This window comes from Geodermatophilus siccatus (genome assembly GCF_900103785.1).
Lineage (GTDB): Bacteria > Actinomycetota > Actinomycetes > Mycobacteriales > Geodermatophilaceae > Geodermatophilus > Geodermatophilus siccatus.
Genome location: NZ_FNHE01000014.1, coordinates 1 through 25,974 on the forward strand (window position 1 = coordinate 1; position 25,974 = coordinate 25,974).

A 25,974-nucleotide genomic window follows, 5' to 3' on the forward strand; every position below is an offset into this window, starting at 1 on the left:
CCGCCCGGGTGCGGCTGCCGCTCCCCCCGGTGCTCATGTACCACTCGATCAGCCCGTCGGCCGCGCCCGACCCGCACCGGCTGCGGGTGCACCCCGACCGGCTGGACCGGCACCTGCGGCTGCTGCGCCGGCTGGGGCTGCGGGGCGTCTCGCTGACCGAGCTGGTGCGCGCCGCCGACCGGGGCGCGGCCGCGGGCCTGGTCGGGCTCACCTTCGACGACGGCTACACCGACTTCCTCGACTTCGCCGTCCCGGTGCTGCGGCGGCACGGGATGACCGGCACCGTCTACGTCGTCGCCGGCCGCCTGGGCGGGCACAACGAGTGGGACACCGGCCCGCGGTTGGCCATCATGGACGCCGACCAGGTGCGTGCCGTGGCCGCGGCCGGCCAGGAGGTGGGCAGCCACACGCTGACCCACGCCCGGCTGGCCGGCGCCGAGCCGGCCGTCCTCGCCGCCGAGGTGGGGGGGAGCCGCCGGGTGCTGGAGGACGTGCTGCAGGCCGAGGTGACCGGCTTCTGCTATCCCTACGGCTCCTACGACGAGGCCGCGGCCGACGCCGTCCGGGCCGCCGGTTACGACAACGCCTGCGTCACCGGCGACTACTCACCCGGTGACCGGGTCACGCTGCCGCGCTGCTACGTCAGCCCGCGCGACACCCGGGCACACGTCGTGGCCCGGCTCGCCCGGCACGCGGTGCGGCTGCGGTCCGCCTCGTCCCGGGACTGAGCCGGCGGTGAGGGGGAGGCTCGCGCGGCTGCTGGGCCGCCGTGCCACCGCGGCGGTGCTCGGGCAGGGCACCCAGGCGCTGGCCGGGCTGGCGCTGCAGGTGGCCGCCGCGCGGCTGCTCGGCGCCGGTGGCCTGGCCGTCTTCGCCCTCGTCTACGGGGCGCTGGTCCTGGGGACGGCGGTCTGCAGCGGCCTGGTCGGCGACTCGCTGACCGTGCTGGACCGCGCCGACCGCGGCACCCGGGCCGGCCTGCACGTGTGGACGGCGGTGGTCGCCACCGCCGTGGGGCTCGCCGGCGCGGCCGCGGCGCTGGCCAGCGGGCTGGTGCCGGTGTGGGCCGGGCTGCTGCTCGGGCCGGCCTGCGCGGCGTTCGTCGTCGAGGACACGCTGCGCCGGCTGCTGATGGCGACCGGCCGGTACCGCGCGCTGCCGCTGGTCGACCTGACCAGCCTCGCCGGAGCGCTCGCGGCGCTGGGCGTCGCCGGGCTGGCCGGCGGGATCACCCTCGCGTCCTTCGTGGTGGCGCTGCTCGTGGGCCAGGCCGCGGCTGCGGTCGTGGCGTGGTGGTGCGTGCCGGCGGGCGAGCGGCCGCGTGGCCCGTGGCGCCGTCCCGACCTGCGCGGCGTGGCCGCCTTCGGTACCTGGCGGGCGGCCGCGCAGACCGTGCGGCCCGGCTCGCTCACCCTGCTGCGGGTGCTGGTCATGGCGACGGCCGGTGCCGCCGCCTACGGGCCGCTGGAGGCCGCCCGGGTCTACACCGCCCCGACGCTGACCCTGGTCGCCGGCATCGGCTCGTTCCTGCTGCCCCACTTCGTCGGGCTGCGTGCCCGGCCTATGGCCGAGAGCCTGCGCGTCGCCGACCGCGCCGCGGCGGGCCTGGCCGCGGGCGTCGGTGCGATCGGGATCGCCGGGCTGCTCGTCCTGCCGTGGCTGGGCCCGCTGCTCACCGGCGGGGACTACGCGGTGCCCGCCGCCGCCGTCGCGGGCTGGTCGGTCTACGCCGTCGCCGGCGCGGTGCTGCTGCCGTACTCCTCGCTGGCCTCGGTGCACGGCGGCCAGCGCCGGGTGCTGGCGCTGCGCGCGCTGGAGTTCGGCGCGCTGGGCGCGGTCGCCGCGCTCGTCCTGCTCGCGCCCGGGAGCGTGACCTGGACGCCGCTCGCCCTGGCACTCGGCCCGGTCCTGGCCGCGGTCGCCGTCCGGCAACGGGTCGTCGTGCCGACGACGCGCACGCGCACTCCCACCCCGGTCGCCGTCCCCGCCTGACACCGCCTGCCGGAGCACGCGGCGGGGGACAGCGCCGGACGACCGTTGCGACGTGCGGCGTCGCACGGCACGGTCGCGGCCATGAGCACCCCGCCCGCCGCCCCGACCGTCGCCGTCCGCGGTGAGTGGACGGCGGAGGTGCCGCCCGAGCTGGCGCGGCTCCGGGTGGCCGTGGGTGCCCGCTCCGCCGACCGGGCCACCGCGCTGCGCGACCTGGCCCGTCGGGTCGAGGAGGTGCGGGCCACGCTGGACGCGTCCGGCGCGGCCGTCGAGTCGGTCGCGGCGTCGCCGCTGCGCGTGCGGCCGCAGTTCCGCGACGGCCGGCCGAGGGAGCGGGTGACCGGCTACGTCGCCGGCCAGCACCTGACCGTGGTGGTCGTCGACCCGGAGGTGCTCGGCGACCTGCTCGTGCGGCTGGCCGACCGGGACATGGTCGAGCTGACCGGCCCGGAGTGGGCGCTGCGGCCCGACAGCGAGGTGCACCGGCGGGCGCGCACGGAGGCCGTCCGTGACGCGCGGCGGCGGGCAGAGGAGTACGCCGCGGCGGCCGGGTCCCGGCTGACCGGCCTGGTGGAGATCGCCGACACCGGCTTGTCCGGCGGCCCCGTCCCCGTCGCGCCGGCCGCCTTCCTCAGCGGGGCCCGGCAGGAGGCGCTCGCCTTCGACGTCGAGCCGGTGCCCCAGACCGTGCACGCCGCGGTGGAGGCCCGCTTCACGCTGACCCAGCCCGACTTCGGCTGAGGTCCCGCTGCCTCACAGCGCTCCTCGGGCGGGTTGGTGGGCTCGGGTGTCGTCCGGAGGTGCGGGCTCACCCGGTACACGTCGTGCGGCCTGGACCCCATCGGACAGCCGGCCCACGCCCCGGTCGGGCACCGACGGGGCCGCCGGGTGCAGTCCCCTCCGGGGGAGCTCCACCCCTGCTTCCAGGGGGAAGCAGGGGTGGAGCTCCCACGGAAGGTGTTCGGCAGCGCGTCTCGGGACGCAGTCGGGCCCGCTCCGCGCCGGGCGGGCGAGACCCTGACCCGGTGTCGCCGGCCGACCCGACCCCGCCGACTCGCCCCGCCGGGTCGACCGAGGCGAACACCGCTCTCAGTCGGGCAGCGCCTCGGCCTCGGCGGCCAGCCGGTCGGCCGATCCGCGCTCGGCCAGCGCGGAGACCGCGGCGAGCAGCAGGTAGGCCGGGGTGGCGTCGAACATCCCGCTCTCCACGGTGCTGCGGCCGACCACGAAGACCAGCAGGCCGAGGAAGAGCACCCGCACCGGCCGGGGCGTCCGCGTCACGCCGCGCAGCGCCCACAGCACCCAGCCGAGGCCGACCGCCAGCCCGAGGACGCCGGCCTGCACGAGCAGGGACACCCAGCTGCTGTCCAGCGGCTGCTCGTCCCACCACTGCCCCTTGATCGGGATGACCTTGAGCGCCATGCCGCTGCCGAAGACCTCCTGCCAGGCCGACTGCGGCAGGTCCAGCGCGGCCCGCCAGGCGATGAAGCGCGACTCCAGGGTGCCCACGCCGTCCCCGTCGCGGGTGACGAAGGCGCTGACGACGCCCGTCGCGGCCGCCCCGACCACCGCGAGCGCGCCGAGCATCAGCCCGCCGACCACCAGCCCGACCGGGGGGCGGCGCAGGTACAGGGCCATGACCGCCAGGGCGACGAGCAGCATGAGCAGGCCGGTGCGCGACTCGGTGGCCCAGATGACGCCGAGGAAGGCCGCGCCCGTGACGGCGTCGGCCCAGCCGGCCCGACCGAGCACCGTCCGCCAGGCCAGGACGAGCACGACGACCCCGGCCAGCAGCGACAACTCGTTGGGGCTCAGCGCCGGCACCCCGCCGGCCAGCCGGCCCTCGGCGAGGGTGGGCAGCCCGGTGACCGCGGCGACGGCGGCCACCGCGCCGCACGCGACCGCCAGGCTGGTGAGGACCTGCAGGCCGGGCGCGGCCCGCAGCAGCAGGTGCACGGTGGCGCCCAGCACGGCCACGCGGACGGCGACCGCGCCGCCCGCCACCAGGTCGCCGCTGGTCAGCGCGCCGAACACCGAGCAACCGAGGACGACGCCGAGCCACCACAGCCAGGCCGTGCCGACCCGCCGCCGCGGACCGGACGACGCCAGGAGGAAGGCCCCGGCCAGCGCGAGCGCGCTCAGCCCGGCCTTGGCGAGGACGACCGGGTCCAGCGAGCCGGTGAAGTACTCGCCGCGCCGCCAGCCGACCGTCACGACGACGAGCAGCAGCGCGACCGCCAGCACGCCCGGACGGCGCGCGTCGGCCGGCGGGGCCGGAGCCGGGCCGGGCGCGAGGGGGGCGAAGGCGGTCACGGGCTCAGCGCGGCGTGGGCACCGGGGCGGCCGGGCGGGCCGGCGTCGCCTCGGGGCGGGCGACCCGCGGCGGGGTGGCCCCGCCGGAGCGGATGCGGGTGAGCACCAGCGCGAGCGGCCGGATGCCGGCGCCGGTCAGGACCGTGCCGAGCTCGGCGAGGTCGGCCCGCTGTGCCTTCCCCCGGCCGACGGCGACGACCACGTCGGTGGTGGGGGCCAGCCGGTGCCAGTCGTGCAGCGCGAGCAGCGGGGAGACCACCGACAGCCGGACCCGGGCCGGCGCGTCGCCGGTGTCGTTCCCGGCCGCGTCCACGACCGCGGTCGTGAGGCCGGCGGCGCGCAGCCGCACGGCCAGCTCCTCGACCAGCGACCACGGCACCAGGTCGGGGGAGGGGGAGACGAGGGCGACCGACACCGGCCGGTCCTCGGCCACGCCCTCCAGCCGCCGCGCCAGGACGGCCACCGGTTCGCCGGCCAGCGCGCTGCGCCGGGCACGGCCGGACGGGCGGGCCACCACCGGGACGCCCCCCGCCCCGGTCCACGCCGTGCGGACGTCCTCGGCGGTGTGCAGCCGGCTGTCCAGCCGGGCGCGGACGACCGCGGCGGCCGCGCCGAGCGCCAGCCCGACGACCAGTCCGAGCGCGAGCAGCAGGCCCGTCTGCGGCGAGGCCGGGGACGTCGGCACGGTCGCGGGGTTGGTGACGGTGAGGTCGACCGGCGAGGCGGCGCCGGCGGGCCGCTCGAGCCGCTCGACGACGGTGCCGAACTCCTCGGCGACCGCGTCGGCCACGCGGGCGGCCTCGGCGGCGTCCCGGCCGGTGACGGCGACGTCGATCTGCGAGGTCTCCAGCGGGTTGGTCGCCTCGACGCGCTCCCGCAGGTCGGCGAAGGACTCGTCCAGGCCGAGGCGCTGGATCACCGGGTCCAGGACGGCGCGGCTGCGGGCCACGTCGGGGTAGCTGGTGACGCGCTGGTTGACGAACTGCGAGCCACTGGTGCCCTCGCCGGTGCTGGCGACGAACACCTGCGCGGTGGCCCGGTAGGTGGCCGGCGTGGCCAGCACGACGACGACCGCGGCGAGCAGGCAGGCCAGTGCCACGCCCACGCCGGCCCGCCAGTGACGGCGCAGCGCCACCCCGTAGTCCCGCAGTTCCATGCCGTCTGTCCCCCGCCGTTCGTCCGGATCTCCGCAGCGCACGGTAGGTCCGCGAGGCGCCCGGGACCCGGGTCCGGCCGGGCCGGTCACCCCATCGGGGGGTGGCCGACGGCGGCGGCGGGGCGGTCGCGGCGGGACTAACCTGGGGGTCCGGCCCCCCGCGCACCCGGCGCGTCGTGCGTGGCCACCCGACCTCAGGAGACCCCTTCGTGACCCTCCGCGGCGTGCTCGACGTCGTCCTCACCGACCCCGGGGTGGCCCGTGTCGTGGCCGCCGCCGGCAACGCGGAGCTGGCGGTCACCGCGCCGCCGTCCGTGCAGCCGCTGGTCGCCGCGGCGCTCGCCGGGGGTGGGCGCGGCGCAGGACGGAGCGCCGGTGCCGGCGTGCCCGTCCTCGTCGTCACGGCGGGGGAGCGGGACGCCGACGCCGTCGCCGACCAGCTGCGCTGCTTCCTGCCCGACCGGCGCACCGAGGTCTTCCCCGCCTGGGAGACGCTGCCGCACGAGCGGCTCTCCCCGCGTGCGGACACCGTCGGCCGCCGGCTCGCGGTGCTGCGCGACCTGACCCACCCCGGCGCCAACGGGGCGGTCGACGTCCTGGTCGCGCCGGTGCGCAGTGTGCTGCAGCCCCTGGCCCCCGGCCTGGGCGATCTGGTGCCGGTCGAGCTGGAGCCCGGGGACACCGCCGAGCTGGACGACGTCGCGCGTGCCCTGGCCGATGCCGCCTACACCCGCGTGGAGCTCGTGGAGAAGCGCGGCGAGTTCGCCGTCCGCGGCGGCCTGCTCGACGTCTTCCCGCCCACCGAGCCGCACCCGGTCCGGGTGGAGTTCTGGGGCGACGAGGTCGACGAGCTGCGCTACTTCTCCGCCGCCGACCAGCGCTCCCTCGACGAGCGCCCGGAGCGGCTGTGGGCCCCGCCGTGCCGCGAGCTGCTGCTGACCGACGAGGTGCGGGCCCGCGCGGCCGAGCTGGCTGCGGAGCACCCGGGCCTGCTCGACATCCTCGGCAAGCTCGCCGAGGGCATCGCCGTCGAGGGCATGGAGTCGCTGACCCCCGCCCTGATAGAGGGGGAGTTGCAGCTCCTCACCGACCTGGTGCCCGCCGGCACGCACGTGCTGGTCTGCGACCCCGAGCGGGTGCGCAGCCGCGCCGCGGACCTGGTCCGCACCGCCGAGGAGTTCCTCGCCGCCTCGTGGGCGACCGCCGCCGAGGCCGGCGAGGCCCCGCTGGACCTCGGTGCCTCGTCGTTCCGGACGCTGGAGGACGTCGAGGCCGCCGCCCGCGGCCGCGGCCTGCCGTGGTGGAGCACCGGCGCCTTCACCCTGCAGACCGAGGACGACGACACCCACGTCACCCTCGACGCGACCACGGTCGAGCGCTTCGCCGGCGACGTCCCGCGGGCGGTCGAGCAGCTGCGGGCCTGGTCCCGCGACGGCTGGCGGGTGGTGGTCACCTTCGCCGGTCCCGGGCCCGCGCAGCGCGCCGCCGACCAGTTCACCGAGGCCGACCTCGGCGCGAGGCTCGTGCCGGACATCGCGACGGCGCCCGAGCAGGGGCTTGCCCACGTCACCCAGGGCAACCTGGAGACGGGCTTCGCCTTCCCCGGTGTGGGGCTGGCGCTGCTCACCGAGCACGACCTCACCGGGCAGCGCGGGACGACGATGCGCGACGCGGTGAAGATGCCCGCGCGCCGCCGCAACGCCGTCGACCTGGTGCAGCTGCAGCCCGGCGACCTCGTCGTCCACGAGCACCACGGCATCGGCCGGTACATCGAGATGGTCAGCCGCACCATCAACGGCGGGCAGCGCGACTACCTCATCGTCGAGTACGCGCCGTCCAAGCGGAACCAGCCGCCGGACCGCCTGTTCGTGCCCACCGACGCCCTGGACCAGCTCACCCGCTACGTCGGCGGCGAGGCCCCGGCGCTGTCCAAGCTCGGCGGCGCGGACTGGCAGAAGACCAAGGGCCAGGCGCGCAAGGCGGTCAAGCAGATCGCCGCGGAGCTCATCCGGCTGTACTCGGCGCGGATGGCCACCAAGGGGCACGCGTTCGGCCCGGACACCGTCTGGCAGCGCGAGCTCGAGGACGCCTTCCCGTTCCAGGAGACCCCCGACCAGCTCGCCGCGATCGACGAGGTCAAGGCCGACATGGCGAACCCGGTCCCGATGGACCGGATCATCTGCGGCGACGTCGGCTACGGGAAGACCGAGATCGCCGTGCGGGCCGCCTTCAAGGCGGTGCAGGACGGCAAGCAGGTCGCCGTCCTGGTGCCGACGACGCTGCTGGCCAACCAGCACCACAAGACCTTCTCCGAGCGGTTCGCCCAGTTCCCGGTGACCGTGAAGGTGCTCTCCCGGTTCCAGTCCGACGCCGAGAGCGCCGAGACGCTGCGGCAGCTGGCCGCCGGGGAGGTCGACGTGCTGGTCGGCACCCACCGGCTGCTGCAGCCGACCACCCGGTTCAAGGACCTCGGCCTGGTCATCGTGGACGAGGAGCAGCGCTTCGGCGTCGAGCACAAGGAGTACCTCAAGACCATGCGGACGGCGGTCGACGTCCTGTCGATGTCGGCCACCCCGATCCCGCGCACCCTGGAGATGTCGCTGACCGGCATCCGCGAGATGTCGACGATCCTCACCCCACCCGAAGAGCGGCACCCGGTGCTGACCTACGTCGGCGCCTGGGACGACAAGCAGATGGCCGCGGCGATCCGCCGGGAGCTGCTGCGCGACGGGCAGGTCTTCGTCATCCACAACCGGGTGCAGTCCATCGACAAGGCCGCGGCCAAGATCCGCGCGCTGGTGCCCGAGGCGCGCGTCGCCGTCGGCCACGGGCAGATGAAGGAGCACGAGCTCGAGCGGATCATGGTCGGCTTCTGGGAGAAGGAGTACGACGTCCTGGTCGCGACGACGATCGTCGAGTCCGGCCTGGACATCCCGAACGCCAACACCCTGATCGTCGACCGGGCCGACACCTTCGGCCTCTCCCAGCTGCACCAGATCCGCGGCCGCGTCGGCCGCGGCCGGGAGCGGGCGTACGCCTACTTCACCTACGACCCCTCGCGGCCGCTCACGGAGACCTCGGTCGACCGGCTGACCACCATCGCGCACAACACCGACCTCGGCGCCGGCATGGCGGTGGCGATGAAGGACCTGGAGATCCGGGGCTCGGGCAACCTGCTCGGCGGCGAGCAGTCCGGGCACATCGCCGGCGTCGGGTTCGACCTCTACGTGCGGCTGGTGGGCGAGGCGGTCACCGACTACCGGGCGCAGCTGGCCGGCGAGGAGCCGCCGGCCGAGCCGGCCGACGTCCGGGTGGACCTGCCGGTCGACGCGCACCTGCCGCACGACTACGTGCCCGGCGAGCGGCTGCGGATGGAGGCCTACCGCAAGGTGGCCTCGGTGCAGTCCGACGAGCAGGCGCAGGCGGTGCTCGACGAGCTCACCGACCGCTACGGCGCCCCGCCCGCGCCGGTGCTCAACCTGCTGGCCGTGGCGCGCTTCCGGGCCGCCGTCCGGCAGTGGGGCATCACCGAGGTGTCGATGCAGGGCCGCGCGATCCGGATCAGCCCCGTGCCGCTGCCGGAGTCCAAGCAGATGCGGCTGGCCCGGCTGGCCGACGGCGCGACCTACAAGTCCGCCGTCGACACCATCTCGCTCAAGGTGCCCGTCGGCCCCGACCGGCGCACGCCGCTGCGGGACGTCGCCCTGCTGGACCACCTGCACTCGCTGCTCGCCGCACTGCTCGAGCAGCCGGTCGCCAAGGCGAGCTGAGCCACGGGCGCCTGCGCCGCGGGTCACACCGTGTGTGGCACGCTCCGAACCGTGCACAAGCGTCGCCTGACCGCATCGCTGGCCGTGGGCCTGGTCGCGCTGGCCGGGGTGGCCGGCTGCCGCAGCGACCCGAGCGTGGCCGCGTACGTCGGCGACGAGCAGGTGACCGTCGACGAGCTGCAGACGGCGGTCGACACCCGCCTGCAGGACCCGGCGCTGGCCGAGGCCGCCACGGGCCGGGAGGACGAGTTCACCCGGCTGGTCCTCACCCGGCTGGTCACCGCCGAGCTCTACGACCGGGTGGCGCAGCGCTACGGCGTCACGGTGGACGACGCCGACGTGCAGGCGCGCCTCGACGAGCTGCTCGCCGGCGAGGACCCGGAGGCCGTCTACGCGCAGGCCGCCGCCCAGGGCGTCGCGCGGGCCGACGTCTTCGAGACCGTCCGCCAGCAGCTGCTGCGCCAGCGGGTCGCCGAGTCCCAGGGGCTGGCCGGCGAGCTGGGCGAGGAGGAGCTGCGCGCGGCGTACGAGCAGCAGGCGCCGTCGCTCGCGCAGGTCCGGCTGGGCTACGTCAACGTCCCCGACCAGGCCGCCGCCGACGCCGCGGTCGCCGCGCTGAACGCGGACCCGGGCACCTACCCGGCGATCGCCGCGCAGTACCCCGGCCAGGCGACGCTGCCCGAGGTGACGACGCGCGCGCCCGCGGACGTGCCGGCGCCGCTGGCCGACGTGGTGGGCAGCGCCGCGCCCAACTCGGCCACCTCGCTCACGGTGCCCGACCTGCCCGGCGTCCTGGTCGTCTTCGTCGGCGAGCCGGCCGTGCCGAGCTTCGAGGAGGCCCGCCCCGACCTGGAGGAGGCCGCCCTGGCCGACGCCGACGCCGCCGCCCAGGAGCTGGTCGCCGACGTCCGCGCCGGCATCGACGTCACCGTGAACCCGCGCTACGGCGCCATCGAGGACGGCGCGGTCGTCCCGTCCGACGACGGGGTCGTCGACCTCCTGGAGGAGGCGGGCGGCACCGCGCCGGCGGCTGCCGGAGACTGACCGGGTGCCCGTCGCGCTCGCCGTCGTCGTCCACCCCGCCCTCCCGGGCCTGCTCGCCCCCGCGGCCTGGCGGGCGGTCGCCAGCGGCCGGCCGGTCGTCGCGCTGCCCGGCACCGCCGCGACCGCCGACGCGCTGCGCGCCGAGGGCCGGGCGGTGGACGACGTCCCCGACGCCGCGGCCGCCGCCGCCCGCCCCGACAGCGTCGTCGCCCTCGTCCCCGCAGGGGTCGAGGTGGACGCCGGGGAGGTCGTCGACGCCCCGCCGCTGCCCGGCAGCCGGCTGCTCGACGTCGTCCGGGTGATGGACGTGCTGCGCTCGCCCGGCGGCTGCCCGTGGGACGCCGAGCAGACGCACGCCTCGCTGCGCGGCTACCTGCTCGAGGAGGCACACGAGGCCTACGACGCGATCGTCGACGACGACCCGGCCGGCATGCGCGAGGAGCTCGGCGACGTGCTGCTGCAGGTTGTCTTCCACGCGCGGGTCGCCGCGGAGGCGCCACCCGGCCGGCGCTTCGACGTGGACGACGTCGCCGGCGACCTCGTCGACAAGCTCGTCCGGCGGCACCCGCACGTGTTCGGCGACGCCGGCCCGCGCGACGTGGCGCAGGTCGAGGCGGGCTGGGAGGAGATCAAGAAGGCCGAGAAGCAGCGGCGCTCGCCGACCGAGGGCGTCTCCCGGTCGCAGCCCGCGGCCTCGTGGGGGGCGGCGCTGGTGCGCCGTGCCGCCCGCGCCGGCCTGACCACCCCCGAGCCCGCGGAGCTCGGCTCGTCCAGCCCCGAGGCGCTGGGGGAGCGGCTGCTGGCCGTCGTCGCCGCCGCCGAGCAGCGCGGCTGGGACGTCGAGGACGCGCTGCGCGAGGCGGTCCGCCGCTACGCAGGGGAGCTCGACGCCGAGGCGGCCGAGCGGCCGGCGGGGTAGCGGGGCACCCCGCCGGAGCGTCGCGGGCTGGCTAGGCTGCTCCCGTGCCCAGCATCGACGCCGTAGGCGCGCGGGAGATCCTCGACTCGCGCGGAAACCCCACCGTGGAGGTCGAGGTCGCCCTCGACGACGGGACGATCACGCGGGCCGCCGTGCCCAGCGGCGCCTCCACCGGCGCCTTCGAGGCGGTGGAGCTGCGGGACGGCGGTGAGCGATACGGCGGCAAGGGCGTGACCAAGGCCGTCGACAACGTGCTCGACGTCATCGGCCCCGAGCTGGTCGGCTACGACGCCAGCGAGCAGCGCCTGGTCGACCAGCGGCTGCTCGACCTCGACGGGACGCCGAACAAGGAGCGCCTCGGCGCCAACGCGATCCTCGGCGTGAGCCTCGCGGTGGCCAAGGCCGCCGCCGAGTCCGCCGGGCTGCCGCTGTTCCGCTACGTCGGCGGGCCCTCGGCCCACCTGCTGCCGGTGCCGATGATGAACATCCTCAACGGCGGCGCCCACGCCGACAGCAACGTCGACGTGCAGGAGTTCATGATCGCCCCGATCGGCGCGCCGACCTTCGCCGAGGCGCTGGCCATGGGCACCGAGACCTACCACGCCCTGAAGTCGGTGCTGAAGGGCCGCGGCCTGTCGACCGGCCTGGGCGACGAGGGCGGCTTCGCCCCCGACCTGCCCAGCAACCGCGACGCGCTCGACCTCATCGCCGAGGCCGTCGAGAAGTCCGGCTACACCCTCGGCCGCGACATCGCCTTCGCCCTCGACGTCGCCGCCACCGAGTTCCACGCCGACGGCGGCTACGACTTCGAGGGCCAGACCCGTTCGGCGGAGTACCTCATCGACTACTACCGCGGCCTGGTCGACTCCTACCCGATCGTCTCGATCGAGGACCCGCTGTCCGAGGAGGACTGGGACGGCTGGATCGCGCTGACCGCCGCGCTCGGCGAGCACGTGCAGCTCGTCGGCGACGACCTGTTCGTCACCAACCCGGCGCGGCTGGCCGACGGCATCAGCCGGGACGCCGCCAACGCGCTGCTCGTGAAGGTCAACCAAATCGGCACGCTCACCGAGACCCTCGACGCGGTCAACCTGGCGCACCGCAGCGGCTACCGCTGCATGATGAGCCACCGCTCCGGCGAGACCGAGGACACCACGATCGCCGACCTCGCCGTCGCCACCGACTGCGGGCAGATCAAGACCGGTGCGCCGGCCCGCAGCGAGCGCGTCGCCAAGTACAACCAGCTGCTGCGCATCGAGGAGGAGCTGGACGACGCCGCCCGCTACGCCGGTGCGGCCGCCTTCCCGCGGTTGGGCGCGGCGGCCGGCGAGTGACCGGTCGCGCCCGCCCATGAGCGCGGCGCGCGGCCGCCGCGGCGGGTCGGGCGCGGCGCCGTCCGGACGACGGCGCGCCACCGGACGCCCGCTGTCGGGTGCGGCATCCCGCCCCGTGCCGGCCGGCTCCCGCTCCGGTGCGGGCAGCCGGCCGGAGCCGAAGCGGGCCGTCCGCCGCTCGCCGCGGACGGCCCCGGCCGGCGGTGCGCCCCGGCGTCCGCTGGTCACCGGCCGCGCGGTGCTGCTGGCCGGCCTGGTGCTGGTGCTGCTGCTCACCCTGGCCGGTCCGGTGCGCCAGTTCCTGGCCGGTCGCGCCGAGCTGACCCGGCTGGCCGCGGAGGGAACCGCCCTCGACCAGCGGGCCGAGCAGCTCCAGGAGCAGCTGGAGCGGCAGGCCGACCCGGACTACCAGGCACGGCAGGCCCGCGAGCGGCTGGCGTACGTCCTGCCCGGTGACCGGCTGGTGGTCGTGGTGGACGGCGAGGCCGTCGAGGGGGACGCCGGCACGGTGCCGGAGTCCGAGGACGGCGACCTGCCCTGGTACGAGGCGCTGCTGCAGTCGGTCGCGGTGGCCGACGGCGACGAGGAGCCCAGCGAGTGAGCGAACCGATGACGCCGGAGGAGCGGGAGGTCGTGGCCCGCCAGCTCGGCCGGCCGCCGCGTGCCCTGCGCGCGGTCGCGCACCGCTGCCCGTGCGGCCAGCCCGACGTGGTGCAGACCTCCCCGCGGCTGGAGGACGGCACCCCGTTCCCGACGCTGTACTACCTGACCTGCCCGCGCGCGAGCGCCGCGGCCAGCCGGCTGGAGTCCACCGGCCGGATGCGGGAGTGGCAGGCCGACCTGGGCACCGACCCGGAGCTGGCCGCGGGCTACCGCGCCGCCCACGAGGCCTACCTGGCCGAGCGCGACGCCCTCGGCGAGCTGCCGACCCGCAACACCGCCGGCGGCATGCCCGACCGGGTCAAGTGCCTGCACGCCCTGGCCGCGCACGCGCTCGCCGCCGGCCCGGGGGTCAACCCGGTCGGCGACCGCGCGGTGGCCGAGATGGGGGAGTGGTGGGCCAACGGCCCCTGCGCGCTCCCCGAGGGGGTCGACCGATGACCTGCGTCGCCGCGATCGACTGCGGCACCAACTCCATCCGCCTGCTGGTGGCCGACGTCCCGCCGGAGGGGCCGCACACCGACCTGCTGCGCCGGATGGAGGTCGTCCGGCTGGGCCAGGGCGTCGACGCCACCGGCCGGCTCGCCCCGGAGGCCATCGAGCGCACCCGCGTCGTCCTGGAGCAGTACGCCGCCCAGGCCCGCGACCTCGGCGCGACGGCGGTCCGCATGGTCGCCACCAGCGCCAGCCGGGACGCCGCCAACCGCGCCGACTTCGAGGCGATGGTCCTGACCACCCTCGGCCAGCTGCCCGACGTCGTCCCCGGCGACGAGGAGGCGCGGCTGTCCTTCCTCGGCGCCACCGCCTCGCTGGACGCCGCGGTCGCCGCGCACGGCCAGGCCCGCCCCCGCCCGCCGTACCTGGTCGTCGACATCGGCGGTGGTTCCACCGAGTTCGTGCTCGGCGACGCGGCCGGGGTGCGCGCGGCCCGCTCGGTCGACGTCGGCTGCGTGCGGCTGACCGAGCGGCACCTGCACGGCGACCCGCCCTCGGCCGACGAGATCCAGCGCGCCGAGGCCGACATCCGCGCCGCGCTGGCCGACGTCGCCGCCGTCGTCCCGGTGGGGGAGGCCGCCACCCTGGTGGGTCTGGCCGGCTCGGTGACCACCGTCGCGGCGCTCGCCCTGGACCTGCCGGCCTACGACCCGGTGGCCATCCACGGCTCGCGGATCCCGGTGTCCGCCGTCCGCGCGGTGACCGCCGGGCTGCTCACCGCCACCCGGGAGCGGCGCGCCGCGTACCCGGTCATGCACCCGGGCCGGGTCGACGTCATCGGCGCCGGCTCGCTCATCCTGCGGGTGCTCATGGACGCCTTCGCGCTCGACGACGTCGTGGTCAGCGAGCACGACATCCTCGACGGCATCGCGCTGCAGCTGGCCCGCGGACCGGTCAGGGAGAGCCCTCGTTGAGCCCGGGCGGCAGCTTGCCGGTCAGCGACTGGTAGGCCGCCGCCGCGCCGCGGGCGGCGACCAGCCGGCCGGCCGCCACGGCGACCCCCGACACCGCCGCCCACGCCAGGGCCTCGCCCCAGCCGACGCCCGGCGCGGCCGGGTTCTTGGGCGGCTGGGTGCCACGCACGGCGTACCAGGCGGCGTCGCTGAGCTTCCGGACGGCGATCCCCGCGGGGACGGCCATACCGGTGCCCAGGAGCTTCCAGGTCAGCGGTGCCTTCTGCTTCCTCTTCCGGGCCACCCGGCGATCATGCCGCCCCGTGGCGCCCCCGCGCGCGCTCAGGTGGTCTGCTGGTGCCCATGAAGGACCCCGCTGCCCCCCGTGGAGGACCCTCCTGCCCCCACGGCCTCCCTGCAGGGGCCCGCCCTGGCGACGCAGCCGGCTTCCCGGTCACCCGCAGCCCGGCCGGGGTCGTCCGCTCGGCGCGCGGCGCCCGCGACCTCGCCGTCCTCGACGCCCGGGTCTCCGGCTGCCGCGCCTGCCCGCGCCTGGTGGCCTGGCGGGAGGAGGTCGCCCGCGTGAAGCGGGCCTCCTTCCGCGACGAGGAGTACTGGGGCCGGCCGGTGCCGGGGCTGGGCCCGGCCGACGCCCGGATCGCCGTCGTCGGGCTGGCGCCGGCGGCGCACGGGGGCAACCGCACCGGCCGGGTGTTCACCGGCGACCGCAGCGGCGACTGGATCTTCGCCGCGCTGTGGCGGGCCGGCCTGGCCAACCAGCCGACGTCCACCCACGTCGGCGACGGGCTGGAGCTCACCGGCGTGCGGGTCGCCGCCGCGGTCCGCTGCGCGCCCCCGGCGAACGCGCCGACCCCGGAGGAGCGGGACACCTGCTCGCCGTGGTTGGCGCGCGAGCTGGCGCTGCTGCCGTGGCTGCGGGTCGCCGTCGTCCTCGGTGGGTTCGGCTGGACGGCGCTGTGGCCGGTGCTGGCCGAGGCCGGCTACGCGCTGCCGCGGCCGCGGCCGGCGTTCGGGCACGGCGTCGAGGTGTCGCTGGAGGGGCCGCGCGGGCCGCTGACCCTGCTGGGCAGCTACCACGTCAGCCAGCAGAACACCTTCACCGGCAAGCTCACCGAGCCGATGCTGGACGCCGTCCTGACCCGGGCCACCGAGCTCGCCGACCTGCCCGAGGTGCGGTCCCGGCCCTAGGCTCGGGCCCATGGCACAGCGACCCGTGGTCCTGGTCGTCGGCGGCGGCTACGTCGGCCTCTACACCGCCCTGCGGCTGCAGAAGCGCCTCTCCCGGGGACGGGCGGAGATCGTCGTGGTCGACCCGCAGCCGCACATGACCTACCAGCCGTTCCTGCCGGAGGCGGCGGCCGGCTCGGTGGAGCCGCGTCACGTGGTCGTGCCGCTGCGGCGGACGCTGCCGCGGTGCCGGGTGGTCACCGGGGCGGTGACCGGGCTGGACCACGCGGAGAAGCGGGCCCGGATCGCGCCGATCGAGGGTGAGCCGTACGAGCTCTCCTACGACGTCCTGGTGATGGCCGCCGGCTCGGTGGCCCGCACGCTGCCCATCCCGGGGCTGGCCGAGCACGGCATCGGCTTCAAGAACGTCGGCGAGGCCATCTACCTGCGCAACCACGTGCTGGCCCGGCTGGACGCGGCCAGCTCGACCGACGACCCGGAGGTCCGCCGCCGCGCGCTGACCTTCACGTTCGTCGGCGGCGGCTACGCGGGGGTCGAGGCCTTCGCCGAGCTCGAGGACATGGCGCGCTACGCGATCACCCACTACTACCCGCGGCTCTCGACGGCCGACATGCGCTGGGTGCTGGTCGAGGCGATGGGCCGGATCCTGCCCGAGGTCGACCTGGACATGGCCGCCTGGACGGTCAAGCAGCTCACCGCGCGCGGGATGGACGTGCGGCTCAACACCCGGCTGGAGTCGATCTCCGACGGGTGCGTGGTGACGCTGTCGGACGGCGACGAGTTCGCCAGCGACACCCTGGTGTGGACGGCGGGCACCAAGCCCAACCCGATGCTGACCCGGACCGACCTGCCGGTGGACGAGCGCGGGCGGGTGGTCTGCGAGCCCACGCTGCAGGTGCGCGGGGTGCCCGACGCGTGGTCGGCCGGTGACCTCGCCGCCGTCCCGGACCTCACCAAGGAGGCCCCCGGCGCGACCACCGCGCCCAACGCGCAGCACGCCGTCCGGCAGGCCAAGCGGCTGGCCGACAACATCGTGGCGACGCTCGAGGGCCGCGAGCCGGAGCCCTACCGGCACGCCTACGCCGGCTCCGTGGCGAGCCTGGGTCTGCACAAGGGCGTCGCCCAGGTCTACGGCGTGAAGCTCAAGGGCTGGCCGGCCTGGTTCATGCACCGCACCTACCACGTCAGCCGGGTGCCCACCTTCAACCGCAAGGCGCGGGTGGTCGCCGACTGGACGCTGGCCGCGGTGTTCCGCCGCGAGGTCATCTCGCTGGGCCAGCTGCAGGACCCGCGCCGCGAGTTCGTCCAGGCGGCGAACACCGGCCGGACCGGCTCCTTGCCGCCGCCCTCGGCGGAGGACAAGGCCCAGTCGGGCTCCCTGCGGGCAGGCTGACCGCCGGGCTGGCGTGCTCGGCGGCCCCCGTAGCCCAACTGGCAGAGGCAGGCCCCTTAAAAGGGTCCCAGTGTCGGTTCGAACCCGACCGGGGGCACCACTGCGACGGTGCGCGCGTCGAGCCTTGACCGTGCGTCGTCACCCGACGGAGAGTCACACAGGTCACACCGGGTGTCCCAGCGTCGAGGCACCCGTGAGCGGAGGGGGACCCTGCATGACCCGAACCGACTCCCGCCGGGCGCGTGTGGTCGCGCTCGGCGCTGCCGGCGCACTCACGCTGACCGGCACCGTCGCCCTCGCCGGCGCGGCCGGCGCGACGCCGCACGGCGGCAAGGCGTGCGAGGAACGGACGAACGACACGGTCGCCGAGCTGACCGGGTGCGTGACCCTGGACGGGGTCATGGAGCACTTGCGGGAGTTCCAGGGCATCGCGGACGCCAACGGCGGCACGCGGGCGTCGGGGACGCCCGGGTACACCGCCTCCGCCGACTACGTGCAGGAGCGACTCGAGTCCGCCGGCTGGACGGTCACCCGGCAGCCGTTCGAGTTCGCGTTCTTCCAGCAGACCAGCAGCGCCTTCGCCCAGGTCGCCCCGGATGTGGCCACGTACGCCGAGGGCACCGACTACGCCGTGATGACCTACTCGGCATCCGGCGACGTCACCGCGACCGCCCAGGCGGTCGATGTCGTGGTCCCGCCACCGGCGGTGGTCAACAGCAGCACCAGCGGCTGCGAGGCCGCCGACTTCGAGGGCTTCACCGCGGGCAACATCGCGCTCGTCCAGCGCGGCACGTGTCCCTTCGGCCAGAAGGTCGCCAACGCCCAGGCCGCCGGAGCCTCGGCGGTCGTGGTGTTCAACGAGGGGCAGGAGGGGCGCACGGACGTGGTGCAGGGCACCCTGGGCGCGCCAGGGGCCACCATCCCGGCGATCGGCGTCCCGTACGCCCTCGGGTCGACCCTCGACGGGGACACCCTCCGCGTCGCCGTGCAGGCCGTGAGCGAGTTCCGGGACACCGAGAACGTCATCGCCGAGCTGCCCGGGAACACCTCGGACAACGTGGTGATGGCCGGTGCCCACCTCGACTCGGTCCCCGCGGGCCCGGGCATCAACGACAACGGCAGCGGCAGCGCCGCCCTCGTCGAGGTGGCCGAGAACCTGGCCGAGGCCGAGCTGCCCAACACCGTGCGCTTCGCCTGGTGGGGAGCCGAGGAGCTCCGCCTGCTCGGCTCGACCCACTACGTGACGTCGCTGACCCCGGAACAGCGCGAGGACGTCGCCCTGTACCTGAACTTCGACATGGTCGGCTCGCCGAACTTCGCCCGGCTCACCTACGACGGCGACCAGTCGACCTTCCCCGCTCCCGAGGGCGTGCCGGTGCCGGCGGGCTCGGACCAGATCGAGTACGTGTTCGAGGACTTCTACGAGGAGCAGGGGCTCTTCTACGAGGGCACCGAGTTCAACGGCCGCAGCGACTACCAGGCCTTCATCGGTGCGGGCATCCCCTCCGGCGGCCTGTTCACCGGCGCCGAGCAGCTCAAGCAGGAGTACCAGGTCGCGGCCTACGGCGGTGAGGCCGGCGTGGCGTACGACCCGAACTACCACCAGGCCGGTGACGACATCGCCAACCTCGACCCCGCGGCGCTCGACCAGAACTCCGACGCCATCGCCTACGCCGTCCTGACGCTGGCGTACGACACCCAGCGGGTCAACGGCGTGGTCGGCGAGCCGGTCCCCGGTGGCACGTACCAGGGCGACCCGCAGGCCCGGCAGTACCGGCTCACGCCGCCCCCGCCGGCAGCCGAGGGCGGCGGTGGCGGGCACGACCACGACCACGGGGGTGACACCGCCTGAACGAGGCCCCGGCCCCGGTGGTCTGCGCACCCCCCGTCCGGGTGTCCGGGAGACGTCCAGGAACGCGCAGGGCCCCTCAGGCGTTGACCTGGACGAGTGGGGTGCAGGACCGTGGGCCCCACGACAGCCAGGTCACCTCGAGGAGATGACGATGCCCAGCTCCAACCCGGTCTTCGGCCGGGGACTCCAGAACGCGGGCCCCGGCTACGGCCAGCAGTCCCCGTGGGGCGGCGCGCCCCAGTACGGGGCCCCGCAGTACGGCTACGGGACGCAGGACCCGTACGCCGCGCCGTCGCCGTACGCGCAGTCGCCGTACGCCCCGTCGGCCACCCGCTACATGACGATGGACGACGTCGTCCAGAAGACGGGCCTCTCCTTCCTGGTCACCGTCCTCTCGGCCGCCGTCACCTGGGCGCTGCTCCCGCAGGAGCTGGCGTTCGGGCTGGCCCTGCCCGCGGTCCTCGTGGCCCTGGTGCTCGGCCTGGTCATCTCGTTCAAGCAGATCGCCAACCCGGTCGCCACGCTCTCCTACGGCGCCCTGTACGGCATCGCGCTCGGTGCCATCAGCGAGGCCTTCAACCAGGTCTGGCCCGGCATCGTGATGCAGGCGCTGGTCGGCACCTTCGGTGTCTTCGCCGGCATGCTGGTCGTCTACAAGACCGGCGCCATCCGGGTCACCCCCAAGCTGACCCGCTGGATCGTCGGCGCGATGTTCGGTGTCCTGGCGCTGGTCCTGGTCAACCTGGTGGTCGGGTTCTTCGTCCCCGGCGGCCTGGGCCTGCGTGACGGCGGCACCTTGTCGATCGTCTTCAGCCTGGTCGTGATCGGCGTCGCGGCGTTCTCGCTGCTGCTCGACTTCGACATGGCCGACGAGGCGATCCGCCGCGGCGCCCCGGCGAAGTTCGCCTGGTACATCGCCTTCGGCCTGCTCATCACGGTCGTCTGGCTGTACCTGGAGATCCTGCGGCTGCTGTCCTACCTGCAGAGCAGCGAGTGATCTGGTGAAGGACCCCGTCCTCCCCACCCTTCGCGAGCGCAGGGCGGGACCCGGGACGGGGCCGTAGCACACACCAGTGGCCCGGTCCCCGCGAGGGGGCCGGGCCACTGGCCGTTGGACGGGGCCTCACACGGCGTGGGGCAGGGGGTCCTCCTTCAGGAGAGGCGCTCCAGGACCATCGCCATGCCCATGCCTCCACCCACGCACATCGTCTCCAGGCCGAAGGTCACGTCCCGAGTCTGCAAGCCGTTGATCAGCGTGCCGGTGATGCGGGCGCCGGTCATGCCGAAGGGGTGGCCGACGGCGATCGCCCCGCCGTGCACGTTCAGCTTGTCGATGTCGATGCCCAGGTCGCGGTAGCTCGGGATGACCTGCGCGGCGAAGGCCTCGTTGATCTCGACCAGGTCGATGTCGCCGATGCTCATCCCGGCGCGCTGCAGCGCGAGCTTGGAGGCGTCCACCGGGCCGTAGCCCATGATCTCCGGCGAGAGGCCGGTGACCGCGGTGGAGACGATGCGGGCCAGCGGGGTCAGCCCCAGGTCGCGGGCCTTGGCGTCGCTCATGACCACGACCGCGGCGGCGCCGTCGTTGAGCGGGCAGGCGTTGCCCGCGGTGACCCGGCCGTCGGGGCGGAAGACCGGCTTGAGGCCGGAGATGCCCTCCAGCGTGGTGCCCGGCCGCGGGCCGTCGTCGGTGCTGACCACGGTGCCGTCCGGCGTGGTGACCGGGGTGATCTCGCGCTCCCAGAAGCCGTCGGCGATGGCCTGCTCGGCCAGGTTCTGGCTCCGGACGGCGAACTCGTCCATGTCCTGTCGGGAGACGTCCTTGAGCAGCGCCAGGTTCTCGGCGGTCTGCCCCATCGCGATGTAGATGTCGGGCACCTCGCCGTTCTGCCGCGGGTCGGTCCAGGCGTCCGCGCCGCTCTCGGCGGTCTTGGCCACCCGCGCCTCGGCGTCGTCGAACACCGGGTTCTTCGTGTCGGGCAGCGAGTCGCTGTTGCCCTTCACGAACCGGCTGACCATCTCGACGCCGGCGGAGATGAAGACGTCGCCCTCGCCCGCCTTGATGGCGTGCATGGCCATGCGGGTGCTCTGCAGCGAGGAGGAGCAGTAGCGGGTGATCGTCGTCCCCGGCAGGTGGTCCATGCCGAGCAGGACGCTCACGACCCGGCCCATGTTGAAGCCCTGCTCACCGCCGGGGAGGCCGCAGCCGAGGATCAGGTCGTCGATGTTGGTCGGGTCGAGCGCGGGCACCTTGTCGAGGGCCGCGCGCACGATGGTGGCGGTGAGGTCGTCGGGCCGCAGGTCCTTGAGCGAGCCCTTGAACGCGCGGCCGATGGGGGAGCGCGCGGTCGCGACGATGACGGCTTCGGGCATGGGTCCTCCACGATGAGGGGCTCCGACGACAGGTCGCCGGACGTCGGTCACCCCCGAACCTACTCCCCGGTAGGGAGCCTTCCACCGTCAGCCGAGGGGTGTCGTCTCCGCGGCGCGCTCGGCCTGCTCCGGCGTCGGGAGGTCCGGCGGCCGGCGCCGGCGCAGCCGGGCCCACGGACCCTGCGGCCCGGTGTCCCGACCGCGGACCGCGGTCGCCTGGACCTCGGTGCCGGTGCGGCCGGCGGCCCGGGCGGCGGCCCGGGCGACCGGGCGGACGGTGTCGCGGCGCAGGTTGCGCAGCCCCCGGTCGGCCGCGGCCGGCCAGACGCCGAGGGCGTCGGCGATCGAGGGCAGCAGGACGGCGGCCGCCGCGGCGTAGCCGGCCGCGCTGGGGTGGAACTCGTCGACGCTGAACAGGTCCCGGTCCTCGGCGAAGGACGGCCCGAGCACCGAGCCCAGCGACACGGTGCGCCCACCGGCCTCGACGACGGCGATGGTCTGCGCGGCGGCCAGCTGCCGGCTCCACCGGCGGGCCAGCCAGCGCAGCGGCCGACCGATGGGGCGCACGCTGCCCAGGTCCGGGCAGGTGCCCACGACGACCTGCGTGCCGGCCTCGGTGAGCCGGCTGACGGCGTCGCGCAGGTGCCGGACGGAGACCGCGGGCGCGGTGCGGCTGGTGACGTCGTTCGCGCCGATCATGACGAGGGCGACGTCGGGCTGCTCCAGGAGTGCCTCGTCGACCTGCTCGTCGAGCTGCCAGGACTTCGCGCCGGACACGGCCAGCCGCACCAGCCGGACCGGGCGCTCGGCCAGCTCGGCGAGCGCCGCGGCGAGCAGCACGCCGGGGGTCTGGGCGGCGCGCTCGACGCCGAGGCCGGCCGCGGTGGAGTCACCGAGGACGGCGAGGACGATCGGCCGGCCGCGCCCGCGGCCGTACACCCCGTCTCCCGGGGGCGGGGCCGCCTTGACGGTGCGCGACTCGACGTGGCGCCGGGCCGACCGGGCCTGCTGACGGAGCAGGGCGAGCACCCCGGCGCCGGCCAGCCCCAGCCCGCCGCCGCCGTAGGCGGCCCCCGTGGCCAGCCGCCATGCCGTGGTCGCTCGAGTCACCGCCACCCCGTCCCTCGGATGGAGAACACACCTGTCCCAGCAGGCTAACCGCCCCCTACGGTCCCTCCGTGGCCGAATCCCCCGCAGGGGTCACCCAGGGTGACCGCGCCCAGCAGATCGTCGACGTGCTGGTGGACGCCTTCTCCGAGCTGATGACCGCCGACGCCGACGCCTTCCGCACCAAGTTCCGCAAGATGGCGGCCGACCCGTTCGCCTTCTACCGGGGCACCGCCTGCCTCTTCTACGCCGACATGGCGCAGCTGGAGGACCGGTGGTGCGACGAGCGCACCAGCCGGGTGTGGATCCAGGGGGACCTGCACGCGGAGAACTTCGGCACGTACATGGACGGCGCCGGGCGGATCGTCTTCGACGTCAACGACTTCGACGAGGCCTACGTCGGTCACGTCAGCTGGGACCTGCGCCGGTTCGCGGCGAGCTTCGCCCTGCTGGCCTGGCGCAAGGCGTTCTCCGACGAGGTCATCGCCGAGCTGCTCGGCGGCTACCTGCACGCCTACCTCGACCAGGTCGCGCACTTCACCCGGCTCGACGACGACAAGTCCTTCGCCCTCGTCCGCGAGAACACCGAGGGCGCCGTGCACCGGGTGGTCCTCGAGACCAGCGCGCGAAGCCGGTCGCGGCTGCTGGACCGGATGACCGTCGTCGAGGACTTCCAGCGGCGCTTCGCCGACGGCCGGCGCACCCGGCGGCTGGACGAGACCGAGCGGGACCGGGTGCTGGCGGCGCTGGACCGCTGGCGGGGGACCGTCTCCCCGCCCCGCCGGCGCCGCGACGTCGCCTACGACGTCAAGGACGTCGTCGCCACGGGCGGCTTCGGCATCGGCAGCGCCGGCCTGCCCGCCTACAACGTGCTGATCGAGGGCTACGACCAGGCGCTGGAGAACGACGTCGTCCTCTCGCTCAAGCAGGGCAACGTGCCGGCGCCCAGCCGCGTCGTCCGCGACCCGCAGATCCGGGCGGCCTTCGAGCACGAGGGGCACCGGACGGCGGTGTCGCAGCGGGCGCTGCAGGCCAACGCCTCCCAGTTCCTGGGTCACACCGAGGTCGACGGGGTGGGGTTCGTCGTCCAGGAGCTCTCGCCCTACGAGCTGGACCTGGACTGGGAGGACCTCACCGAGCCCGAGGAGATCGCCCCGGTGCTGGCGCAGCTGGGCCGGGCCACGGCGAAGGTGCACTGCGTCGGGGACGCCGACAGCGACCACACCCTGGTGCCGTTCCAGACCGAGGAGGCGATCACCGAGATGGTCGGCAGCCGTCGGGAGGAGTTCGTGGCCGACCTGGTCGACTTCGCGCACTCCTACGCCCGCCGCACCCAGGACGACTTCCGGCTGTTCGTCGACGCGTTCCGCGCGGGGCGGATCCCGGGGATCAGCTCCAGCGGGTGAAGGACCCTCCTGCAGGGGCGCACCCCTCGCAGGCTCGGGGCGGGCCCCTGCGGGAGGGCCGCCTCAGCGGGCCCGGCGTCCCCGCCGCGTGCGCAGGTAGTCGGCGACGACGTACTCGCCGAGCCGCTCGCTGTCGGGGGTGAACACCCGCCCGCCGGCCCGCTGGGTGATGTCGTGGACGAAGTGCACCAGCCCGGGCTCCGGGTCGAGGGCGAAGACGTTCATCACCGCCCCGGACCGGGCCACCCGCTCCACCTCGGCGACGGTGCGGGCGATGGTCTCGGGCATCGGCGGCCAGCAGAAGAACGGCGTCCCGTCGTCCTCCAGGTGGGCGGTCGGCTCGCCGTCGGTCACCACCAGCACCACCGGCTCGGCGTCCCGGTGCCGGGCGAGGAACCGGCGGGCCAGCATCAGCCCGTGCTGCAGGTTGGTGCCCTGCAGCGTGTCCACGCTCAGCTCGGCGAGGGTCTCCGGCCGCAGCACCTGGGCGGTGGAGGAGAAGCCGATGATCTGGATGGCGTCCTGCGGGAAGCGGGTGGTCACCAGCGAGTGCAGGGCCATCGCCGTCGACTTCGCCGCGCCCCACGTGCCGCGCAGCGCCATCGAGTAGGAGAGGTCGACCAGCAGCGCGACCGCGGCCCCGGTGCGCCGTTCGGTCTCCACGACCTCGAAGTCCTCGACGGCGATGTGCACCGCGCGGTCGTCGTCCGCACGTGGCTCGTGGGCGGTGCGCAGGACGGCGTTGCGCACCGTGCGGACGACGTCCAGCGGCTGCTCGTCGCCGAACCGCCACTCCCGGGAGCCACCGGTCAGCTCGCCGGCCGCTCCCGCGTCGGCGACGTCGTGCTCACCGCGGCCGGTGGCGTCGAGCTCGGCGAACACCCGGCGCAGCGCGGTCGCGCCCAGCCGGCGGACGGCCTTGGGGGAGAGCTCGAGCTTGCCGTCGGAGCGGTTGAGGTAGCCCTGCCGCTCCAGCTCCCGCTCCAGCTGGCGCAGCGCACCGAGGTCGTCGACGGCGGGCCGGCCCAGCGCCCGCTCGAGCAGCTCCTCGTCGACGTCGGCCAGCGAGGCGCCCGCGTAGCCCTGGGAGAGCTGGTTGGACAGCGCCTCCAGGTCGGCCAGCTCGGCGACGGCGCTCGTGGCGTCGCCCATGCCGAGGGACTGCTCGCCGTCGGGCACCTGCCCGCGCTGCCCCCAGGGCAGGTCGGGCCGGGCCTGGCGGAGCGCGTCCTGCAGGTGCGCCATCTCGCTGGCCAGTCCCATGTCCTGCATCGTCTGGGCCATCAGGTCGGACAGCTCGGCCCGCTGCTCGGGCGAGAGGCCGGCCATCATCCGCTCCTGGGCGGCCGCCCGGCGGGCCAGCTGGTCGATCAGCTCCTCGACCGACTGCGGGTCCTCCGGGAAGAACTGCCCGTGCTTGTCCATGAAGTCGCGGAACCGCTCGTCGGTGTCCTCGCCGCGGTTGTGGGCGTCGATGAGCTGCGAGAGGTCGGCCACCATGTCCTTGACCGCCTGCATGTCGCCCGCGGAGGCGTTCTCCAGCGCCTGCTTCATCGAGGCGAAGGAGCTGTCGAGCACCTCGCGGCGCAGCAGGTCCTGGATCTGCTCGTAGGCCTGGCGGGCCTCGTCCGAGCGCCAGTCGTACTCCTTGAGCGCCCGGACGGCGCCCGCGGTGTCCTCGGGCAGCGCGTCGAGCTCGGCCTCCTTGAGCCGGGCCATGTCGTCCGGGTCCGGGAACAGCTCCCGCCGCTCGGCCTCCACGGCGCGGTCGAGCAGCTCGCGGACCTCCTGCAGGGTGCCGTCCATCCGGCCCGCGTTGCGCGCCTGCCGCAGCCGCTCGCGGACCGACCGGCGCAGCTCGTCCAGCCCGCGCCGGCCGTCCATCCCGCGGCGCAGCAGCTCGCGCAGCGCCTCGCGGACGCCGCTGCCGCCGAGCACCGAGTCGCCGATCTCGTCGACCGCGCTGCCCAGGTCGTAGGGCGGGGCGAGCGGGTCGGGCCCGCCGCGCCAGCGCCCGTACCGGTAGCCCTTGCCGGGCCGCCTCACCACTGCTCCTCC

The 25,974-nt window shown here is 75.4% G+C and carries 21 protein-coding genes and 1 tRNA gene; 16 read left to right on the forward strand and 6 right to left on the reverse strand.

The annotated features are described in order from the left end of the window. The 3 genes from BLS21_RS21270 to BLS21_RS21280 all read left to right on the forward strand — a co-directional run. Positions 1-728: polysaccharide deacetylase family protein (locus BLS21_RS21270; RefSeq protein WP_091223254.1), on the forward strand; the 728-nt coding region annotated here is incomplete at its 5' end. Between the two features lie 7 nt (positions 729-735). Beyond that, positions 736-1,992 (forward strand): hypothetical protein, encoded by a 1,257-nt coding sequence (locus BLS21_RS21275; RefSeq protein ID WP_091223256.1) that lies wholly within the window; start codon positions 736-738, stop codon positions 1,990-1,992. Between the two features lie 81 nt (positions 1,993-2,073). After that, positions 2,074-2,733, forward strand: a complete 660-nt coding sequence (locus tag BLS21_RS21280) for an SIMPL domain-containing protein (protein WP_091223259.1) — start codon at positions 2,074-2,076, stop codon at positions 2,731-2,733. 348 nt (positions 2,734-3,081) lie between these two features. Here BLS21_RS21280 and BLS21_RS21285 read toward each other — a convergent pair whose 3' ends face one another. Together BLS21_RS21285 and BLS21_RS21290 are read right to left on the reverse strand one after the other, a co-directional pair. Beyond that, positions 3,082-4,305: a hypothetical protein gene (locus tag BLS21_RS21285; protein WP_091223261.1), complete on the reverse strand. Its 1,224-nt coding sequence runs from the start codon at positions 4,303-4,305 to the stop codon at positions 3,082-3,084. 4 nt (positions 4,306-4,309) lie between these two features. After that, positions 4,310-5,461, reverse strand: coding sequence for a YveK family protein (locus tag BLS21_RS21290; protein WP_091223263.1), 1,152 nt, complete (start codon positions 5,459-5,461; stop codon positions 4,310-4,312). Between the two features lie 209 nt (positions 5,462-5,670). Here BLS21_RS21290 and mfd point away from each other — a divergent pair, with 209 nt between their 5' ends. From mfd to BLS21_RS21325, 7 genes are read left to right on the forward strand one after another with little or no spacing between them, the layout of a single operon-like run. Then, entirely contained in the window at positions 5,671-9,231 is a 3,561-nt protein-coding gene (gene mfd, locus BLS21_RS21295) for a transcription-repair coupling factor (RefSeq protein ID WP_091223265.1), read from the forward strand. A gap of 51 nt (positions 9,232-9,282) precedes the next feature. Beyond that, a complete protein-coding gene (locus BLS21_RS21300; protein ID WP_091223267.1) occupies positions 9,283-10,275 on the forward strand; it encodes a SurA N-terminal domain-containing protein in 993 nt (330 codons plus the stop codon). Positions 10,276-10,279: 4 nt separating this feature from the next. Continuing rightward, positions 10,280-11,194: a nucleoside triphosphate pyrophosphohydrolase gene (locus tag BLS21_RS21305; RefSeq protein WP_091223269.1), complete on the forward strand. Its 915-nt coding sequence runs from the start codon at positions 10,280-10,282 to the stop codon at positions 11,192-11,194. Positions 11,195-11,238: 44 nt separating this feature from the next. Further along, a complete protein-coding gene (gene eno, locus BLS21_RS21310; RefSeq protein WP_091223271.1) occupies positions 11,239-12,528 on the forward strand; it encodes a phosphopyruvate hydratase in 1,290 nt (429 codons plus the stop codon). A gap of 16 nt (positions 12,529-12,544) precedes the next feature. Beyond that, a complete protein-coding gene (locus BLS21_RS21315; protein ID WP_091223273.1) occupies positions 12,545-13,129 on the forward strand; it encodes a septum formation initiator family protein in 585 nt (194 codons plus the stop codon). Further along, positions 13,126-13,629, forward strand: a complete 504-nt coding sequence (locus BLS21_RS21320; protein ID WP_217636230.1) for a DUF501 domain-containing protein — start codon at positions 13,126-13,128, stop codon at positions 13,627-13,629. Before BLS21_RS21315 ends, BLS21_RS21320 begins: the two co-directional genes overlap by 4 nt. Further along, the gene (locus tag BLS21_RS21325; RefSeq protein WP_091223275.1) at positions 13,626-14,597 is read left to right on the forward strand and encodes a Ppx/GppA phosphatase family protein; all 972 of its coding nucleotides are present in this window, start codon (positions 13,626-13,628) and stop codon (positions 14,595-14,597) included. Before BLS21_RS21320 ends, BLS21_RS21325 begins: the two co-directional genes overlap by 4 nt. Here the strand turns inward: BLS21_RS21325 and BLS21_RS21330 are convergent. Further along, positions 14,578-14,880, reverse strand: a complete 303-nt coding sequence (locus BLS21_RS21330) for a DUF4235 domain-containing protein (RefSeq protein WP_091223277.1) — start codon at positions 14,878-14,880, stop codon at positions 14,578-14,580. The genes BLS21_RS21325 and BLS21_RS21330 overlap by 20 nt on opposite strands. Positions 14,881-14,939: 59 nt before the next feature. Here BLS21_RS21330 and BLS21_RS21335 point away from each other — a divergent pair, with 59 nt between their 5' ends. From BLS21_RS21335 to BLS21_RS21355, 5 genes are all read left to right on the forward strand, one after another. Next, positions 14,940-15,785 (forward strand): uracil-DNA glycosylase, encoded by an 846-nt coding sequence (locus BLS21_RS21335; RefSeq protein ID WP_091223279.1) that lies wholly within the window; start codon positions 14,940-14,942, stop codon positions 15,783-15,785. Between the two features lie 10 nt (positions 15,786-15,795). Next, complete coding sequence (locus BLS21_RS21340) at positions 15,796-17,178, forward strand: NAD(P)/FAD-dependent oxidoreductase (RefSeq protein ID WP_091223281.1); 1,383 nt, start codon at positions 15,796-15,798, stop codon at positions 17,176-17,178. Positions 17,179-17,201: 23 nt separating this feature from the next. Further along, positions 17,202-17,278 (forward strand) — tRNA-Leu (locus BLS21_RS21345). 114 nt (positions 17,279-17,392) lie between these two features. Next, positions 17,393-19,030 carry a M28 family metallopeptidase gene (locus BLS21_RS21350; protein ID WP_091223283.1) on the forward strand — a complete coding sequence of 546 codons (1,638 nt, stop codon included), beginning with the start codon at positions 17,393-17,395 and terminating at the stop codon, positions 19,028-19,030. A 151-nt stretch (positions 19,031-19,181) separates the two neighbouring features. Further along, a complete protein-coding gene (locus tag BLS21_RS21355; protein WP_091223285.1) occupies positions 19,182-20,027 on the forward strand; it encodes a Bax inhibitor-1/YccA family protein in 846 nt (281 codons plus the stop codon). A gap of 155 nt (positions 20,028-20,182) precedes the next feature. Here BLS21_RS21355 and BLS21_RS21360 read toward each other — a convergent pair whose 3' ends face one another. Both BLS21_RS21360 and BLS21_RS21365 read right to left on the reverse strand, forming a co-directional pair. Continuing rightward, a complete protein-coding gene (locus tag BLS21_RS21360) occupies positions 20,183-21,403 on the reverse strand; it encodes an acetyl-CoA C-acetyltransferase (RefSeq protein WP_091223287.1) in 1,221 nt (406 codons plus the stop codon). An 87-nt stretch (positions 21,404-21,490) separates the two neighbouring features. After that, entirely contained in the window at positions 21,491-22,513 is a 1,023-nt protein-coding gene (locus tag BLS21_RS21365; protein WP_175479693.1) for an SGNH/GDSL hydrolase family protein, read from the reverse strand. 68 nt (positions 22,514-22,581) lie between these two features. Between BLS21_RS21365 and BLS21_RS21370 the strand changes: the two genes are divergently transcribed. Next, positions 22,582-23,916 (forward strand): DUF2252 domain-containing protein, encoded by a 1,335-nt coding sequence (locus BLS21_RS21370; protein ID WP_217636231.1) that lies wholly within the window; start codon positions 22,582-22,584, stop codon positions 23,914-23,916. A 63-nt stretch (positions 23,917-23,979) separates the two neighbouring features. Here BLS21_RS21370 and BLS21_RS21375 read toward each other — a convergent pair whose 3' ends face one another. Next, positions 23,980-25,962 (reverse strand): VWA domain-containing protein, encoded by a 1,983-nt coding sequence (locus BLS21_RS21375; RefSeq protein WP_245700644.1) that lies wholly within the window; start codon positions 25,960-25,962, stop codon positions 23,980-23,982. Between the last annotated feature and the right edge of the window lie 12 nt (positions 25,963-25,974).

Excerpts from the sequence above, each read along its gene's own strand:
- BLS21_RS21280 (WP_091223259.1), top strand. The coding sequence starts at position 2,074 with ATGAGCACCCCGCCCGCCGCCCCGACCGTCGCCGTCCGCGGTGAGTGG.
- BLS21_RS21290 (WP_091223263.1), bottom strand. The coding sequence starts at position 5,461 with ATGGAACTGCGGGACTACGGGGTGGCGCTGCGCCGTCACTGGCGGGCC.
- BLS21_RS21315 (WP_091223273.1), top strand. The coding sequence starts at position 12,545 with ATGAGCGCGGCGCGCGGCCGCCGCGGCGGGTCGGGCGCGGCGCCGTCC.
- BLS21_RS21325 (WP_091223275.1), top strand. The coding sequence starts at position 13,626 with ATGACCTGCGTCGCCGCGATCGACTGCGGCACCAACTCCATCCGCCTG.
- BLS21_RS21335 (WP_091223279.1), top strand. The coding sequence starts at position 14,940 with ATGAAGGACCCCGCTGCCCCCCGTGGAGGACCCTCCTGCCCCCACGGC.
- BLS21_RS21340 (WP_091223281.1), top strand. The coding sequence starts at position 15,796 with ATGGCACAGCGACCCGTGGTCCTGGTCGTCGGCGGCGGCTACGTCGGC.
- BLS21_RS21350 (WP_091223283.1), top strand. The coding sequence starts at position 17,393 with ATGACCCGAACCGACTCCCGCCGGGCGCGTGTGGTCGCGCTCGGCGCT.
- BLS21_RS21355 (WP_091223285.1), top strand. The coding sequence starts at position 19,182 with ATGCCCAGCTCCAACCCGGTCTTCGGCCGGGGACTCCAGAACGCGGGC.
- BLS21_RS21360 (WP_091223287.1), bottom strand. The coding sequence starts at position 21,403 with ATGCCCGAAGCCGTCATCGTCGCGACCGCGCGCTCCCCCATCGGCCGC.